The sequence below is a fragment of the Pedobacter sp. GQ55 genome (assembly GCF_059758925.1).
Window position 1 is genome coordinate 63,274 of the sequence record NZ_JCAXEI010000016.1, and the last position, 16,552, is coordinate 79,825.

General features: G+C 38.6%; 14 protein-coding genes. 3 read left to right on the top strand and 11 right to left on the bottom strand.

The window, feature by feature from the left end; all coding sequences use genetic code 11:
• Positions 1-6: 6 nt before the first annotated feature.
• Positions 7-456: a GNAT family N-acetyltransferase gene (locus AC6CH7_RS25120; RefSeq protein ID WP_498265332.1), complete on the bottom strand. Its 450-nt coding sequence runs from the start codon at positions 454-456 to the stop codon at positions 7-9.
• Between the two features lie 100 nt (positions 457-556).
• Between AC6CH7_RS25120 and AC6CH7_RS25125 the strand changes: the two genes are divergently transcribed.
• Positions 557-805, top strand: a complete 249-nt coding sequence (locus AC6CH7_RS25125; protein ID WP_498265333.1) for a hypothetical protein — start codon at positions 557-559, stop codon at positions 803-805.
• A 10-nt stretch (positions 806-815) separates the two neighbouring features.
• On the opposite strand, the gene AC6CH7_RS25130 is transcribed toward AC6CH7_RS25125, so the two are convergent.
• The 3 genes from AC6CH7_RS25130 to AC6CH7_RS25140 all read right to left on the bottom strand — a co-directional run bounded on the left by AC6CH7_RS25130 (position 816) and on the right by AC6CH7_RS25140 (position 3,719).
• Positions 816-1,268 (bottom strand): hypothetical protein, encoded by a 453-nt coding sequence (locus AC6CH7_RS25130; RefSeq protein WP_498265334.1) that lies wholly within the window; start codon positions 1,266-1,268, stop codon positions 816-818.
• Complete coding sequence (locus tag AC6CH7_RS25135) at positions 1,265-1,492, bottom strand: hypothetical protein (RefSeq protein ID WP_048906088.1); 228 nt, start codon at positions 1,490-1,492, stop codon at positions 1,265-1,267. The genes AC6CH7_RS25130 and AC6CH7_RS25135 overlap by 4 nt, the downstream gene beginning before the upstream one ends.
• 67 nt (positions 1,493-1,559) lie before the next feature.
• Positions 1,560-3,719, bottom strand: coding sequence for a hypothetical protein (locus AC6CH7_RS25140; protein WP_498265335.1), 2,160 nt, complete (start codon positions 3,717-3,719; stop codon positions 1,560-1,562).
• Between the two features lie 123 nt (positions 3,720-3,842).
• Here AC6CH7_RS25140 and cls point away from each other — a divergent pair, with 123 nt between their 5' ends.
• A complete protein-coding gene (gene cls, locus AC6CH7_RS25145; protein WP_498265336.1) occupies positions 3,843-5,294 on the top strand; it encodes a cardiolipin synthase in 1,452 nt (483 codons plus the stop codon).
• 145 nt (positions 5,295-5,439) lie between these two features.
• On the opposite strand, the gene AC6CH7_RS25150 is transcribed toward cls, so the two are convergent.
• The 6 genes from AC6CH7_RS25150 to AC6CH7_RS25175 all read right to left on the bottom strand — a co-directional run bounded on the left by AC6CH7_RS25150 (position 5,440) and on the right by AC6CH7_RS25175 (position 14,261).
• Positions 5,440-6,198, bottom strand: a complete 759-nt coding sequence (locus tag AC6CH7_RS25150; protein WP_498265337.1) for a class I SAM-dependent methyltransferase — start codon at positions 6,196-6,198, stop codon at positions 5,440-5,442.
• A gap of 68 nt (positions 6,199-6,266) precedes the next feature.
• Complete coding sequence (locus AC6CH7_RS25155; RefSeq protein ID WP_498265338.1) at positions 6,267-7,112, bottom strand: endonuclease/exonuclease/phosphatase family protein; 846 nt, start codon at positions 7,110-7,112, stop codon at positions 6,267-6,269.
• Between the two features lie 36 nt (positions 7,113-7,148).
• Entirely contained in the window at positions 7,149-8,924 is a 1,776-nt protein-coding gene (locus AC6CH7_RS25160; RefSeq protein WP_498265339.1) for a RagB/SusD family nutrient uptake outer membrane protein, read from the bottom strand.
• A gap of 31 nt (positions 8,925-8,955) precedes the next feature.
• Complete coding sequence (locus AC6CH7_RS25165; RefSeq protein WP_498265340.1) at positions 8,956-12,513, bottom strand: SusC/RagA family TonB-linked outer membrane protein; 3,558 nt, start codon at positions 12,511-12,513, stop codon at positions 8,956-8,958.
• 117 nt (positions 12,514-12,630) lie between these two features.
• Positions 12,631-13,626, bottom strand: a complete 996-nt coding sequence (locus AC6CH7_RS25170) for a FecR family protein (RefSeq protein ID WP_498265341.1) — start codon at positions 13,624-13,626, stop codon at positions 12,631-12,633.
• A gap of 68 nt (positions 13,627-13,694) precedes the next feature.
• Positions 13,695-14,261 carry an RNA polymerase sigma factor gene (locus AC6CH7_RS25175; protein ID WP_498265342.1) on the bottom strand — a complete coding sequence of 189 codons (567 nt, stop codon included), beginning with the start codon at positions 14,259-14,261 and terminating at the stop codon, positions 13,695-13,697.
• Positions 14,262-14,383: 122 nt separating this feature from the next.
• On the opposite strand from AC6CH7_RS25175, the gene AC6CH7_RS25180 reads away from it, so the two are divergent.
• On the top strand, positions 14,384-15,775 hold the full coding sequence (locus tag AC6CH7_RS25180; RefSeq protein ID WP_498265343.1) for a glycoside hydrolase family 140 protein: 1,392 nt from the start codon (positions 14,384-14,386) through the stop codon (positions 15,773-15,775).
• Between the two features lie 18 nt (positions 15,776-15,793).
• Here the strand turns inward: AC6CH7_RS25180 and AC6CH7_RS25185 are convergent.
• On the bottom strand, positions 15,794-16,552 hold a 759-nt coding region (locus AC6CH7_RS25185), incomplete at its 5' end, for a Crp/Fnr family transcriptional regulator (protein WP_498265344.1).

Consider the following 16,552-nt stretch of genomic DNA (forward strand, 5'->3'; position numbering starts at 1 on the left):
AAACGGTTAGCCTTGTTTTTGAAAACAAACACTGTTTTCTACGCCCTGGTACTGGCCATAGTTAGGTATAATCTCATATCCCATATTTTTATACAATGAAATAGCTTCAGGTTGTTTTAATCCCGTTTCCAGAACAAAACTATCGTACCCTATTTCAACTGCCCACAGCTCAAGCTCTGATAAAATCTGCTTCGCAATTTTCTTGCCTCTGGAACCTTCATTTACATACATTCTTTTTATCTCTACTGCATTGGCTTCAAACGGCTTAAAAGCACCGCAGCCAACTGGTTTGCCATCGTCATAAGCAACTACAACATTTTTAATATTTACTATTTTATTATACTGGGAATAAAATGCATGATCATCGCCATCGCGGTTGGCTAGTTCTTTGTCGAGTAGCATTACTAATGACTTAAAGTCGGAATTATCAGAAGTGGTTCGGGTTAATAAAATCATTATAAGTAAGTTAAGCAACAAAATTAATTCAAAAACAGTTACTTTTCAGGAACAATCTTTAATTTGATTTGTTAAACTGAATACATTAATCCAAAATACGATGGAACAGTTTAGAATAGAAGTTGCTGATAACAAAGCCTTCGGTCGCTTTTTAAACATAAAGGCAATCAAAAATGAGCAATATCAGATTTATAATGATCAACAAGAAAGGATTGGAACAATTGAAATAGACAATGAAGATCGCCGGCATTACAGGCAAAGTCTGGATTGCAAAGTCGACTTGCCTTTACTCAATTCAATTAGAGATAGCATCCTTCTTCACGAAGAACAGGAAGTGGCAATAAAGTAACCTCTATCTGTTAATGATTTGACTTTCCCGCATTCTGCAGGTGCATAATCTCGTCAAACTCCACTTTTGCTACTGGATAACCTTTCAAACTCCGCTGCACCTGATCTACTTTATCAGATTGTTCACTAAAAGCTGGCAATTTTCCATAACTTTTCAAGTAAATACTACAATTTTCCCTTAGCATTTCCAGCTCTTCAAACTTCTTCATATTGGTGTAAAATGCTGCATCCTTAACTCCGGGCAATAATGCTTTTTGTGACAAAATCCGCCAATACAAAATAGCCGGGGTTATTTTTCCTGCATTTTTTTGTGCCTGTTCCAGTTTGATTAATGTACTGCCGTATTCGCCTGCATGATAGCTTTTTTCCGCCCCCTTCACTATAGAATTAACAGATGCTACCTGCCCCTTACCAACAATTGAGCTACAGGTAAGAACAACAAGTAGAATTAAAACGTTCTTCATTTACCTTCCTTTTTCGGCGCTATTCCCTTTTCAGGCTCTAAAGTATAAGATGCTTCAGAAGCCTTAGAGGCTTGCTCGAATAATTCTATTTCCGGTTGTTCTATTTTCTCTTCTTCAAAGGTATCATCCAGACCATTTGAATGAATGTCTTTTTGACTTTGCTGATCCTCTGCTTCTGAATTTTCAGAATCATCAAGAGGTATGTTGTTTTCTGGAGTGATCATGATTTTTTTATTTTAACAACAATGCATATCGCAGGTTGTTTGAAATATTTGCGTTGTTAATTGCCAGTTACCAGGCAAGGTTTACTTTTATCCCATCCGGGCTATTATCAAAACCCAGATAAAGTGTATTTGAGCTTTCATCCCATGAGGTACCCACTACAGCTATTTCCTCACCATTGTTGTTTAAAACAGTACTCTTTGTGGGTTTAGACGGAAGTAAAACGCGAATACTGTTAACCGTTTTTGCAGGGCTTTTACATACAAATGAATATGCTCTTCCATTTCTGACTTCATCGTATATTCTTGATGCCGTAGCTAAAACCATAGGCTTGGTTTTATCTTTTATACGTAGTACATTGTATAAAAGAGCTTGCTCCCCAGGTTTAATCACCTTCTCTGAAAGCACCGGAAGATTTGGATCAAAAAGGTCAATAACAGGGCCTTTAATTTTATATGGCTCATTACTTGCAGATTCATCCATTACAGAAACAATATCATATGGCCCTCTTTGCAAATAAAGATTGTTTTTAAAGGATAGCTGCCCTGCTTTAGCATCAAACTCATAAGCATGTTTAACAAGATCCAGATAGGTATTTACTGAATTCGCATTTAACACAAACTCTTTAGGATTTTGTTTAATTAAATAGATTGCCCCTTTGCCTACCGATACTTTTTTATTCTCTATCGGCTTTGCGTTCATTAAGCTAAACAAATGATCTGAAGGGGTTTTAAACCCATTGCCTTTTGTGTTCCACCATTCCATAACGGACTGGTATGGATCGTCATCGCGTCCGCAATAAAACAGAACACCACCACTTTTAACCCAATCTGCAATATATTTATGTACTTCAGCCGAAACAGGCTTCATGTTTGAATAACTAACTATTAATACCTTGATGTCTTTAAGCGTTCCTTTAAACGAAAGATTCTCCATATGGACCGTTTGTACTGGCACCCCATTTTTTAACAATGGCAATGTTTGTCCGTAGAAATTAGAGAACTGCGGATCGTCATACCCCTTATGATCAGGAAAGCGTTGAAACATTAGACTATTGCCCATCAAAACACCAATACCATTCTTACCTGTAACCTTATTTTCAGACAAAGGCATATCGTTTAATGCATTAACCATTACCTGCATTTGGGTAGAATAATACTTAGGAATTAACACCGCTTCTTTGCTGTTCGCCAACTTGTAAGGCCTGGTATAAATACGTTCCGGCCATGGCATTACTTCATAGTTATTAACCATTGGATACAGCAACTTGGCTATAAATGTGGCCTGATAATTAAGCTTATAATCACTCCAATCGCGTGGCCAATCTTCAATAGGATCTGTAAGAAAGAACATTTTTCTGCCGGTAGGTGCCGTCATAGAAACCATAGAACCATATTCAAGAAAGGCATTTTCAAATACTCTTTCTTTCTTCTGTCCATCAAAATATGTTGGCTCACGGGATGTCCCTGTCCAAACCTGAGCGATGTATCCATCAATCCCTGGCAAAGAAGCCAAACTCGCCTCCGGACTAACTATTTGCCATGATGAATAGTTAACCAATGAATGCGTAGCAATGTACACCTTTATAGCTAGCCCTTTGGTTTTACCATACGATTTGGCATACGAGGAAACATCCTTAATTGCTTCATAATATAAATGGTATTTTAGTTTACTTGATAAATAGGTATTCTCTGCCGACTCATGTTGAGGCCGCCAGTCAAAACCATAGTACTTTTTCCATTCCTGTTTAAATACCTCGCTATATCCTGCTCTTGCCCAAAATTCCGGTTCCTCCAAATAAATAGAAGTTATACCGGCATCAATTACCTTTTTAATGATAGCCGTTTTCATATATTCAAGAAAAGACTGTACGGGCACTATGTAGGGAACACCTCCCCCATGCCAAATCACATTGCCATTTCTTTCTACCTGTCCAATGTCCTGATGATTTTTACCATCCCATCTACCTAAAAAATAGTCCTGATACTCACCCCATGCTATTCCTGTCATAAAGTGAGTCTGGTATCCATGATCGCGCCAGGAGTTTACGCGCTCCTGAAACGTCATACCCTGCCTATCATTTGCCCCATAAACAATTGCAATATCGGACCGTACATCTATTTCGGGTTTCCAGGCACTACCAGTCTGAAATGCAGTTTTTTCCAATTGGGCACTGGCATGCATAGCAATTGAAAAAGAAAATAACGCAAAAAGAGTTAGTGTTTTCATTAATTTGGTTCTTAGGTTTGGTTCTTGTGTGTTGTTACCGTAAATATAATTTATTCATCTATTTATTGGTCAGGAATTATTAACTTACTACATATCTATTCTTTTTAATTGCTTATCACTATTATGGACTGGCTGCTGATTTCAGAAATCATTTACGTTGTTCTTTTAATCTTTGTTTGTCTGCGCATTATATACGATACCAGAAGCACAACCAAAAGCCTCGCGTATTTGTTATTCGCCATATTTGTCCCTTTTTTTGGGATGCTCTTCTATTTCTTTTTTGGCATTAATTATCGACACAGAAAAATGTACAGCAAAAAACTTTATGGCAACGATGATCTGGCAAATAAATTCAGGCACGAAATACTTCAGTATTCAGAGCTCACTTTTAAGGAAAATGGCAATGCTGTTCTTGGCAATAAGGAGCTGGCATTTATGATATTAAAGGATTCTATGAGTCCATTAACTGCAAAAAACGCTTTAAAACTACTGATCAATGGTGAGCAAAAGTTTCCGGAAGTATTAAATGCAATTAAAAGTGCAAAACACCATATCCATATTGAATATTATATCTATGAGGATGATGAAATAGGCCATGCAATTGAACAAGCTTTGATTGAAAAAGCGAAAGAAGGGGTTATTGTTCGTTTTATTTATGATGATTTCGGAAGCCGCAGCATCCGAAAAAAGTTAGTTCCAAGATTGGTAGAGAACGGTGTAGAGGCCTTTCCTTTCTTAAAAGTGCATTTTATGCTTTTTGCCAACCGCCTTAATTACCGAAACCACCGTAAAATAATTGTAATTGATGGTGTTACTGCTTTTGTAGGTGGCATAAATGTTAGCGACAGGTATATTAACAATGGATCAAATAAACTTTACTGGCGTGATACACATCTGCGAATTGATGGTCCGGGAGCACAATATCTGCAATACCTATTCTTATGCGACTGGAATTTCTGTGCTGATGAATTGCTACAACCCAATGCCGACTTTTTTCCTCCCAAGCCTCTGCAAACAGGAAACGACAATAAAATTGTTCAAATCGCAGCCAGCGGACCGGATTCCGAATCACCAACTATTTTGTTCTCTATCATTCAGGCCATTAATCTTGCAACCAGTGAAATACTCATTACAAGTCCTTACTTTATTCCTGGTGAGAGTTTACTGGATGGATTGATCATTGCTTCTTTAAGTGGAATTTCTGTTAAACTTTTAGTACCAGGAGTATCAGATTCTATACTTGTAAATTCTGCAGCCAGATCCTATTATAGTGAGCTACTAAGCGCAGGTGTAGAAATATACCAATATCAGAAAGGTTTTGTACATGCAAAAACAATGGTTACAGATAAAAAGATAGCTATGGTTGGCACTGCCAATATGGATTTCAGAAGCTTCGATCTTAATTTTGAAGTAAATGCGATTGTATATGATGCTACAATTGCCACGGAATTAAGCGATATTTTTTACAGGGATTTGAAAGATGCATTAAAAATTAATCCGGTTTATTGGAATTCACGCCCCGTGTACAAGAAATTATTGGAAAAAGCGGCCAGGTTACTCTCTCCATTGTTATAGATTACTTAAAATACAAGACATATGCTGTCAATAACTACGTAGTACCTACAATAGGAAGATAATGAATGCAGGGTTGGAATACCTTTGCATTACTGTTTAGGTATTCCAAACGGTATTCGAATAGTATATCAATTAGGTTGGTATATTAAACCTTACCTATATATACTTTGGTGTCATAATTAATGGTAATTGAATTATCCTCCTTATAATCCTCAAAAAGCTGTTTCAAGTCTGTAACCATTGCTTCATAACCATTTTCTCCTCTAGCAGGCATATAAGAGGATGAAAATAATCTCCCCTGCAATCCATAAAAATCAAAAACCTGTTTATTCTGAAAAAGATGATAGGAAAAAGATTCGGGAGCATAGAATGCTCCGATTTTAATTTCATCAATATTTCTGTGGTCTACCTTCACATAATCGCTTCCGTGTTTAATTATCAGTTCATCATAAGCAACCTCAAAAGCAGATTTAGTTTTTCTTTCGTTCCAGATAAGAACAACCAAACCCTTTGGTTTTAGTATTCTGCTAAACTCAGATCGGGCAGCATCCCTATCGAACCAATGAAAGGCCTGGCCAGCCACCACAGCATCAATGCTATCGGTTTCTAATTTCGTGTTTTCAGCGGTTCCATCTATTGCATGGAATGAGGGAAGATGTCCAAGAAGTTCAATGGCCTTCTCTCTCATCTCCATATTTGGTTCAACAGCAAAAACCTCATATCTTGAATTAAGGAATAGTTCAGCAGAAATTCCTGTTCCTGCTCCAACATCTGCGATAATTTTATCTGGAGATAAACCAAACTTGGACTGAAGAAAATCGATGATCTCTATCGGGTATCCTGGACGATATTTAACATAGTCTTCAACCCTGTTACTAAATCTGCTTGTACTGTCTTTAGCCATAATAAAATACCCAACAAAAAAGAGGCCATACCATTATAAAATGATATGACCTCTTGGTAGTGAATAGATTATTTTACTAATGTTACATTTACCAGAATCGGGAAATGATCTGAAACAAACTTACCATGATAAGTATCGGTAAGAATCCCCCATTTGTCTGCTTTAAAACCTTTGGTAACAAATACATGGTCTATAATTTCATAACCATCTACGTTTTTACCCCAGGCATTAAATGATGAATTGTTTGCATATGGTTTTTTAACCTGCGTATAGGTATCAGTCAAAATACCGGAATTGGCCAATGTTAAATACCATTCGCTCTTTTGACCACCATTCAAATCCCCGGTAAAAATTGCTGGTGCACCACCTGCTATTTCGCTGATCTTTTTTACAATCAGCTTTCCGCTTTCTACACGCGCAACTTTACCTTGATGATCAAAGTGTGCATTAAAGTAGTAAAATTTTTTACCACTGCTTACATCCTGAAGATGTACCCAGGTACAAATACGATTACAGCAAGTGGCATCCCATCCTTTTCCTGGTTTATCAGGCGTTTCAGACAACCAAAAATCACCTTTATCTAGTAATTTAAATTTATCCTGACGGTAAAAGATAGAAGAGTGCTCGCCAGCATCCTTACCATCATCGCGGCCTAAACCATAATGCGCATACTCTGGCAACAATTTACTTAGGTCGTCTACCTGGTTCTTTAATCCTTCCTGAATCCCAAAGATATCGAATTCGTGAAAACGTAAGAGGTTTGCAGCTACAGGAGCCCTTTGCGACCATCTGTTACCTTCATCTCCGGCATTATCATAACGAATGTTAAAAGATCCAATAGTGAATTTTTGAGCAAAGGCGCTAACGCTCATTACTACCAAAAATATAGAAAGAATGACTTGTCTTATTTTCATGTTTATTTAATTTGTTATATAATCTAATTAATTGCTTTACCAGCCTGGATTCTGTCCAAGTGCAGGATTCTTTTGTAAGTCTGCCTGAGGAATCGGATAATAATACATCTTATCATCCCACTTCCTCACTATTTCATTCATCCACGTTAGCTTCCCAAAAGTCCCATTTTTGAGCAACTGAGAATTTGTTTTACCACCAATTGTTGCTGAAACGTCCACATAGGTAACTCCTGCAACTTCAGGTTTTGGCTTTGCACCTTGATAGAAAGCTACGTCAAGTATGCCATCTTCATTAAGATCCATAGGGGTAACCAGAGCAGGAACATAAAAACCGTCCCATTCCTGATCCATAAGTGGGCCTCTTTTCCATCTTAAGAGATCACTATAGCGTAGACCTTCAAGACTAAGCTCAATCCCTCTTTCTCGTCTTATTTCCAAAATAGATGGATCAGTAATTCCAGGAAAATAGTTGGCTATAAGGTACGGATCCGCAATTATTGGCTTTGCTGATAATCCTCCGGTTATTCCACCTCTTGCCCTAAGTACTCCCACAGTCGCAGCCCAGTCTTCATTAGTAAGCGTACCAAGTTCTGCTTTTGCTTCTGCGTAGTTTAACAGCACTTCAGCATAACGAAATAATGCAATCGAGTTAATATTAAGTGCTCCAGCATCATAATACATGTCATCCAATGTCCATTTTATCGGTTGATAACCAGTAAAAGTATACGAGAATACCGGAGGCGCCGGAACTTCTACTCCTCCATTTATTCTTTTATAATCTCCGGAGCGGATGGTCTGTTTTAATCTAAGGTCCCTGTTTTTCACTTCATCCTTAAACAGCATGGTGGGATAGGCAGGGTCGTTGGTAAATGGAGTTCCATCCAGATTCAAATATGTATTGATAAATGTCCTGGTAAAACTTGCTTTGGCACCATATGTACCGCTGGTCCACCACCAGTTTGCCTCATTCAATACATTTAAAGTAAGGTCACTTACAGCAGCCTGTAGTACTTCATTTGCAACAGGGACTGTACTGGTAAACACCTGACGGTAGGAAATACCCGGACCTCCGGCCGTATTGATAGAATACCCTCCTTTATCCATGATTTCTTTAGACGTCGTTACAGCATTTTCAAGCCACGCAGATGCACTAGATTGTAGACCAAGTTCAGTATGGTATTTTCTAAATGTTCCTTCAAAAAGACAGATTCTGGATTTATAAGCGTAGGCCACCCATTTGGTAACTGTACTGCGGGTCGCATCGTTAGTTGCTTTAATGTTAGCACAGGCAAAATCAAGGTCGGCCAGCACAGAATCCATAACCAACTCTCTTTTATCGCGACCGGCGTATAATGCAGGGTCATTGATGTTCAGTGGTTTGCCAATCCACGGTACATCACCAAATCTCTTCACTTTCTCCATATAAAAATATGCCCTGAAATACCTGGCTATACCCAGGTAGTTATTTCTAACATCGGCAGGCACAGCGGGGTCTTTACAATTTTCAATAAAGAAATTGATGTTTCTAAGGTCTGTCCATGTCCATTCTGAACTCTGGGTTGAAGTGAAGATGCCGGGCCTTATAAAATCAGAAACAGATTTTACAGCCAGGTAGTCAGAAACAGCATCCTGACTGGTAGAATTCTTAGGCAGAAAGTTCATAGCATAAAAAGAGTTGGTATAGAGCTTCAATCCGCTCTCACTACCAAAAACAGGTTCCCTCAACGCGGTAGACTTAGGTTCCTGATCTAGCTTCTTACAGGCTGTAAAGCTAAGGCAACACAGCAGGATCCATATATATTGTTTTTTCATGATTATCTGTTTATAATGTTCATCAATAAGGTTAAAATCCTAAGCTTAAGCCTAATGAATAGCTTTTCATCAGAGGATAGTTATAGCCATCTCCATTGGTACTTGTTGGGTTCAGGTCCTGATCTGAGGGTACTGCATTCTCTACGTCTATTGTTTTTACTATTTTATAGAGTGGCGAGTAGGTGAACAGGTTCTCTCCCGAGAAAAATACTTTTGCTGAGCGTGCCCCAATGCGGGAAATCAGTTTTGCAGGTAAATTGTAACCAATCTGAAGGTTCTTCATCCGTAGATAGGCAACATTCTGCAGGTATTTAGTTTGCGCTACCCCAAGCTCCCTATTGGTGTTATTGGAAGCCGCACGCGACATCGTTCTTGGAAAATAGGCATTTGTGTTTTCAGGTGTCCACATATTGCCTACATGAAAAGTAGGAATGTTGTTGTATGGCCTGTTGTACTGACCCCAGAACATTTCGGTTTCTGTACTCGGGTACCATTGCTGCTTACCAACACCCTGGAAAAATGTAGAGAAAAAAAAGTTGTTCCAGTCGGCACCAAGGCTTATGCTATACAAATATCTTGGAGCAGAATTCCCTATAATTCTTCTATCGCCCGGTTTATCCACAGTATTGTCTCCAATATTCACAAAACCATCACCATTTGTATCTTTCAGTTTGATGTCGCCAGGGTACCAGATGTTGGTTGGTGAGGCGCGCATTTGCGGGCTTTGCTTGGCATGTGCATCAATATCAGCCTGATCTATAAAGAAACCTTCTGTTTCATAACCCCAGATCTCTCCTATTGTCTGGCCTTCGTAATACTCTTTACCGGTCCCGTTATTACCTACATCCGTCAGCAATTTAGTGGGGTTGTTGTACTTATCAATCTTCGATTTGCTATCAGATAGGGTTAAGCGAACATTATATTTAAAAGGTTTATCTGCATTACCAATCCTGTCGTTCCATGATATTGAGGCTTCCCATCCTCTGGTAGTCAAATCTGCATAGTTTCCTTTTGGCACAGTGTTTCCGAAAACTGCTGGTGCTGTTAAACCAACGGTAAACATATCAGTAGTTTTCCTAACATAGGCATCACCACTGAAAGTCAAACGGTTAGATAGCATTGCCAGGTCCAAACCAAAGTTGGTGGTGGTAGAAGTTTCCCAGGTAATCTGGTCTGGAAGTACACCAGGCTGCTTAGTGGTTTGTGGTCTAACACCCCCCAGTACTAATGGTGATTGAGTGATTTTAAATATCTCTTGAAATTCGTACGAATTTATATTTCCATTGCCCAATGAGCCATAAGATGCACGTACCTTTAAATCTGAGATGATCTTATCTGAAACATTCCAAAAGGACTCTTTATTAACTCTCCATCCCGCTGAAATTGAAGGGAAGAATCCGTAACGCTGGTCAGAAGGGAATTTAGAAGAACCATCATAGCGTGCGTTTACCTCTATCAGGTAACGATCTTTAAAGGAATAATTCAATCGTGAAAAGCCACCTAAGATTGCCCATTGTTCATAACCGCCACCTGTGGTAATTGCCTGTCCCAATGCCAGGTTAAAATCGGTAGCATCTTCAAAAATGATCCCGTTTCGCTGTGTAGATAATGCATTGAAAGTGGATTCCTCATAGTTATATCCGGCCATTAACTTTAAATAATGGTCGTCGCCGAACTTATCTTCAAACTCACCATAGATATTTGCAGCCAGGTATTGTGTTTCTCTTCTATCAAACAAAAGGTCATTGGTAGTAGTACCTACATAAGAAGTGATTCCTTTTATATTACTGTAAGGTACCTGAACACGTTTTTGGTTAATGCCATTATTGGTATTACGGAAGGTAAAATCAGCATTAACCCTAAATTTATTATTAAAGAAATTGGATCTCAATCCCGTGATATTCCTAAAAACCTGTCTTTTCGTATCAATACCATTCTTTCCATAATAGAAATCTCCTACAGTATATACAGCAGTAAAAGTCATTGAACCATCGGGGTTAAACATCGGCATAGTCGGGTGACCTTCATCAGCAATGTTCCTCCAGATGCCTCCACCTTCACCTACGTTGATCGGGTTATGGTACTTCATTACCGAGTAGTCTGCATTATTTTCTATGGTTAGCCACGGAAATACCTGCACAGACCCCTTCGCACGGATGTTTTTCATGTTGTAATCATCAGTGTTATACCTGAAAAGCCCATCCTGTCCTAAAAAACGACCTGAAACCAGAAAAGAGGTTTTATCACTACTCCCACTGATGGACAAATTGTTTTCTGTAGCCACTGTGTTCTTTTTGTACAATTGGCCATACCAGTCTGTATTTCCATAATAGGTATACTCACCTGTTGTCGGATTCACCTCTACTTCATTGTAAGGTTGACCAGACTCTGATCTTCTTTTAAACTCGTCTAAGTAGGCCTGAGAAAATTTCTGGGTTTTATTGGCATTCTGCGGAAATGAGCCATCTCCGTTTACAAATGCTTCGGCAAACATTTTTGCCCAGGTGTATCCATCAGTTACAAAGTCTGGCGTTTGCAAAGGGTTCTTTAAAGCATAGTTGCTGGAGAAGTTCACAGTTGTTCTCCCTTTTTCGGGCCTCTTGGTAGTGATAAGCACAACACCAAATGCCCCCCTGGCACCGTAAATTGCTGCTGAGGCAGCATCCTTTAGAATGGACACCGTTTCTACATCATTTGGGTTCAGCAAACTTGGATCGCCTTCAAAACCATCAATCAGAATCAATGCACTTCCGCCCTGCCCAATAGAGGTAGTTCCCCTGATGTTATAGCTGGGTGACTGCGTTGGCTTTCCGTCCATCATTTTGATGTTCAGATTGGGTAGCAGCCCCTGAAGCCCTTGAGTAAGGTTCGGCACTGGTCTGTTCTCTAATGATTTGGAAGAGATCTGATCAACCGCTCCTGTCAGGTTTTCTCTTTTCTGTGTGCCATACCCAACTACCAATACCTCATTTAAAGTGCCTGTTTGCGCAGTAAGTGAAACATTTAGGGTTGTTGTTTCTCCTGGTTTTACCACAACCCTGCTCTGTGTAGATGAGCCGTAAGACACAAAACTAACTACAAGTGTGTAAACACCCGGTGCAACATTAATACTATAAGTACCATCAACCTTACTCTGCACTCCTGTATTTAGTTCCAGAATTTTGATGCTGGCCCCAGGGAGTGGGTCGCCCTTTTCGTCAACAATCTTACCGGTAATTTTACCGGGATCTTCATTTTTAATTAAAGTGATGGTTCCTTTCACCTCTTCGCGGAAAGTAAGACCTGTTTCGTCAAAAATAGATTTTAAAATTTCCTCTATTTTTTCATTACTAAAATCCTTCTCCGGGGTTCTGAATCTTTTAAGTTTTAGGTACGCTGGGTCGTAGGCAAAATCGACTCCGCTTTTCAGTTGCAGTTTTTCTATCGCAATAAGTAGATTTTCATTTTTAAAGGTAATATTGACTCTTTTATTTAAAACCTGACCACTGGAATTGTCTGCAAATAATATTTGCGTACTGGCGATTATAAAGGCGTAGATAAGCAGTGTATAACGCATAATCTTCTGCAAAAGCAGTAAATGTTTTTTCATATATTTGTTATTTTATTGATAAATAAGATTCTACAAGATCCAACAGATAGAGGGTCTCAAACTACTTCCTGTTGAATTTATCAATCCGGATCTGCTTCAGATCCGGTTTTTTTATTTTTAGTATATCACTATTTCATTTCCTGTCCTCCTATATTTATTTTGATGTACTGAACAAATTATTTTCATAGTCTGGTCAAGTGAACGAGCAGATCGTATTTGTATATTATATAAGTAACTTGAAGTAGCTGTTCTGCTACCTTTTAGAATTACACCATAATTAATTTTCATAACCTTTGCCAGCTCCGTAAATGAAGCGTGATCCAGATCCGTTACCTGTTCAAACCATGTATTGTGCTCACGCGTAGCAAAATCACCTGTTTTCCACTTACTTGTTTTCGAATTATAGCGTAAACGTTTACCAGGAAGTAACCGATCAAACACCTTTTTACTATCGCTCACTTCCACTTTCCCCTCACTAACGCTTACCTCGGTTATAGCTGCCGGCTGGGTACTCACGGCGAATTTAGTTCCCAATACACGCGTTTTAATTTGTTTGGTATAAACCACAAACGGGTGTTTAGGATCCTTAGTAACTTCAAAAAAAGCTTCCCCTTGATCTAAAAAAATTGATCTCTCAGAATATTTTGGTTCACCTGAAGAATTCACCACGTACTTAGCTGGTATACGCAGCTTTGTATTGGGGTTCATCTGAACAACAGACTGATCGGCCAGAGTTATCTTTTTGTATTCTCCGGTTTTGGTTTCAACTACACTAAAGATTTCGTTTTCTACCGACTTTTTAAAATCATTTGATGGCTTTAAAAATTTCCTACCAAAAAAGAGTGCGGGTATAATTAGGGCCAGTACCGCAGCATACTTATAATAACGTGCAAATAGTGATATTTTCTTACTTGAAAAATGGTCCCTCTTAGCTAAAAGAGCATTTTCCATTTCGGCCTTAATGATTTCTTCCTTACCAGACTCAGAAAATTCCTGCATAGCAGCTTCATCATCGTATGAAGCATACCAATTCTCGACGATTTGCTTTTCGTCGTCACTTGCCATTCCGCTGACATAACGTTCTAGTATTTTCTTAAACTGCTCTGATTCCAAACTTCTGCCTCTTTCCTATTAGTAACTTCAAACACTCGAATCTACTTTGAGAAATTGTTAAGTTTGTATTAATTAATCAGTCGCTCTGGGAATTTTTCACTTAACCTCTTCCTGATCCTTCTCATGGCTTCACAAATATGATTTGAAACCGTCTGCTCAGCAAGGTTTAGTTTTTCTGCTATTTCAGAAGTAGAATGATGGGCATGTTTAAGCAGGTATGCATGGCGCATTTTTTCCGGAAAACCTTTTATTTCTACCTCTATAAGCTTTTCCAGATCCAGATAGTCTGATAGTTCGTTTATAGAAACTGATGCATCTTCAAATTTTCTTAAAGTATGACCAAAAACACGTTCTTCTATTTTTTCTGATCTGAAATAATTGAGTACCTGGAATTTTGCTGCCCCCATTAAAAATTGTTCAAGGGTCGTATTAATTACAATAGTTTCTTTTCGCTCCCAAATATTGATAAAAACATTTTGGACGATATCCTTTGCTGCATCCTCGTCTTTAATACGGGTTAATATATGGACATATAGCTTCTTCCAATACATCTCATATAAGAGATCGTAAGCTGCAGTATCGCCCAACTTAAGTTGTCGAACTATTTCCTCGTCTTTTCTTCCAACTTGAAGCATATTCAAAAGTAGAGTTCCAATATGAACAGGATGTTAACTCTTATTATTTGGTTATATTTAGTTAATTAAATATATGCAAAAGTTGTTCATATGATTACAATAACTCGATTAAATATATGGAAATGAAAAAAATATACTGGCCTTTCTTGTTATTACTCATTTTAATGAATATTTCAGCAGGTTATAGTCAAAAAATAAATCGAAAAAATGTAAAAATGCAGCAATTGCGTGTATCAGATAACCACAGATTCCTTGTGTATGCTGACGGAAAGCCTTTTTTCTACCTTGGCGATACTGCCTGGGAGCTATTACACAGATTAACCCTTAAAGACGCAGAGATCTACATGGATAACCGCAGAGCCAAAGGATTTACAGTGCTTCAAACAGTAATATTGGCCGAACTGGATGGTATAAATGAACCCAATGCATTTGGACATAAACCTCTGGAAAACAATAACGTTTCTGAACTTAATGAAGACTATTTTAAGGATGTTGATGCGTTTGTTCAATTGGCTGCCCGTAAAAATCTATACATGGGTCTGTTACCGCTATGGGGTGATAAAGTTTTTAAAAGCACCTGGGGAAAAGGTCCTGAAATTTTTAATGTTCAAAATGCAAAGGAATATGGAAAATTTCTTGGCAACAGGTATAAGAACCAACCTAATATAATATGGATATTGGGTGGCGACCGCAATCCTCGTGGCGAAAAAGATGTAGCTATTTGGCGCTCGTTAGCTGAGGGTATTGCCGAAGGTGTTGGAGGTAATGATAAGGCATTAATGACTTTTCATCCTCAGCCAAAAGAAAATGGCGGTTCATCAACCTGGTTTCATAATGATAAGTGGCTGGATTTTAATATGCTCCAAACTGGGCATTGCAGAGATGGAAGTAATTATGATAAGATCTCTTACGATTACAATTTGAAGCCGGTAAAGCCAGTTCTTGACGGAGAACCACTCTACGAAGACCACCCTGTATGTTTTGATGCGAAAAAGAACGGATTCTCAACCGCAGACGACATTCGAAAATTAGCATACTGGCAGGTATTTGCCGGTGCGCTTGGACACACTTATGGCTGCCACGACATATGGCAGTTCTATGCTCCCGATCGCGAACCAATCAATTTAGCCAGGCATTACTGGAAAGAAGCAATGGATTTGCCAGGCTCACAACAAATGGGCTATGTAAAAAAACTAATCCAGTCCCAATCAATGCTTGATCGCATTCCCGATCAGGGCTTAATTTCAGGAGATAATCCTAAAGACGGAGCACATTGCAGTGCCACACGGGCAAATGATGGGCATTATGCTTTCATTTATACTCCTACCGGACGTAAATTGACTATCAACACAACTCATTTGAAAGGAAACCGATTCTTTAAAGCCAAATGGTTTAATCCCAGAAATGGCGAATTTAGCTCGGCTTTTAAAATCAACAAAAAGCCTCAGCTTACTTTTACACCTCCAACTAACGGAGAGGCATTAGATTGGGTACTTATACTGGAAGCTGGTTAATAACGACCACTAGTGCTACTAATGGTTAACTCCAATGATCTCCGAAAGCCGCTTTTCATTTAATACCAGAATGTTTCTGCCCGAGACCTCAATTATCTTCTCTTTTATAAAATCATTACTTACTTTAAATAAGGTTTCATATGTTGTTCCAGAATACGATGCAATATCTTGTCTGCTTAGCGCTAAAGCAATAAAACCATTCTCATCAACCCCAAACTTATGTAGCAGAGCCAGAATAGATTGCGCTATCCTCGCTTTAACAGACATATGTGCCAGATCACGCATTGCCCTATGAGAGTCTTGCAATTCATTTGCAAAAAACTGCATTAGTTTATAGGTTAATTCCGTATTTACCTTTAACGTAGTTTCAAAGAAATCTCTTTCCAGGTAACACACCACTGTATTTTCTAATGCTGTAGCTGAAACCGGATACAACGGTTTTTTACCCAGCCCCAAATGGCCGATGATATCCTCTGAACCAGCAAAGCGAATGATCAATTCCTTCTCCTTATCCCATCTTTTATGAACCTTAACAGTTCCACTGTACACAAAGTAAATCCCATTTACCGGATCACCTTCTTTGAAAATTGCCTCGCCTTTTTTTACTTCAAAGTTCTTTTTTTGAACTTCAAGCGCGGGTAACCATTCGGGCAAACATAATTTACACAGAAAGCAACTTTTAAGATCACAAACGTTACGAGATTCCTTCATTCTTTTAACTGGCATTTGATATGCAATAATACTATATAAATATCGGAAAAGAAGAATAAAGGAATC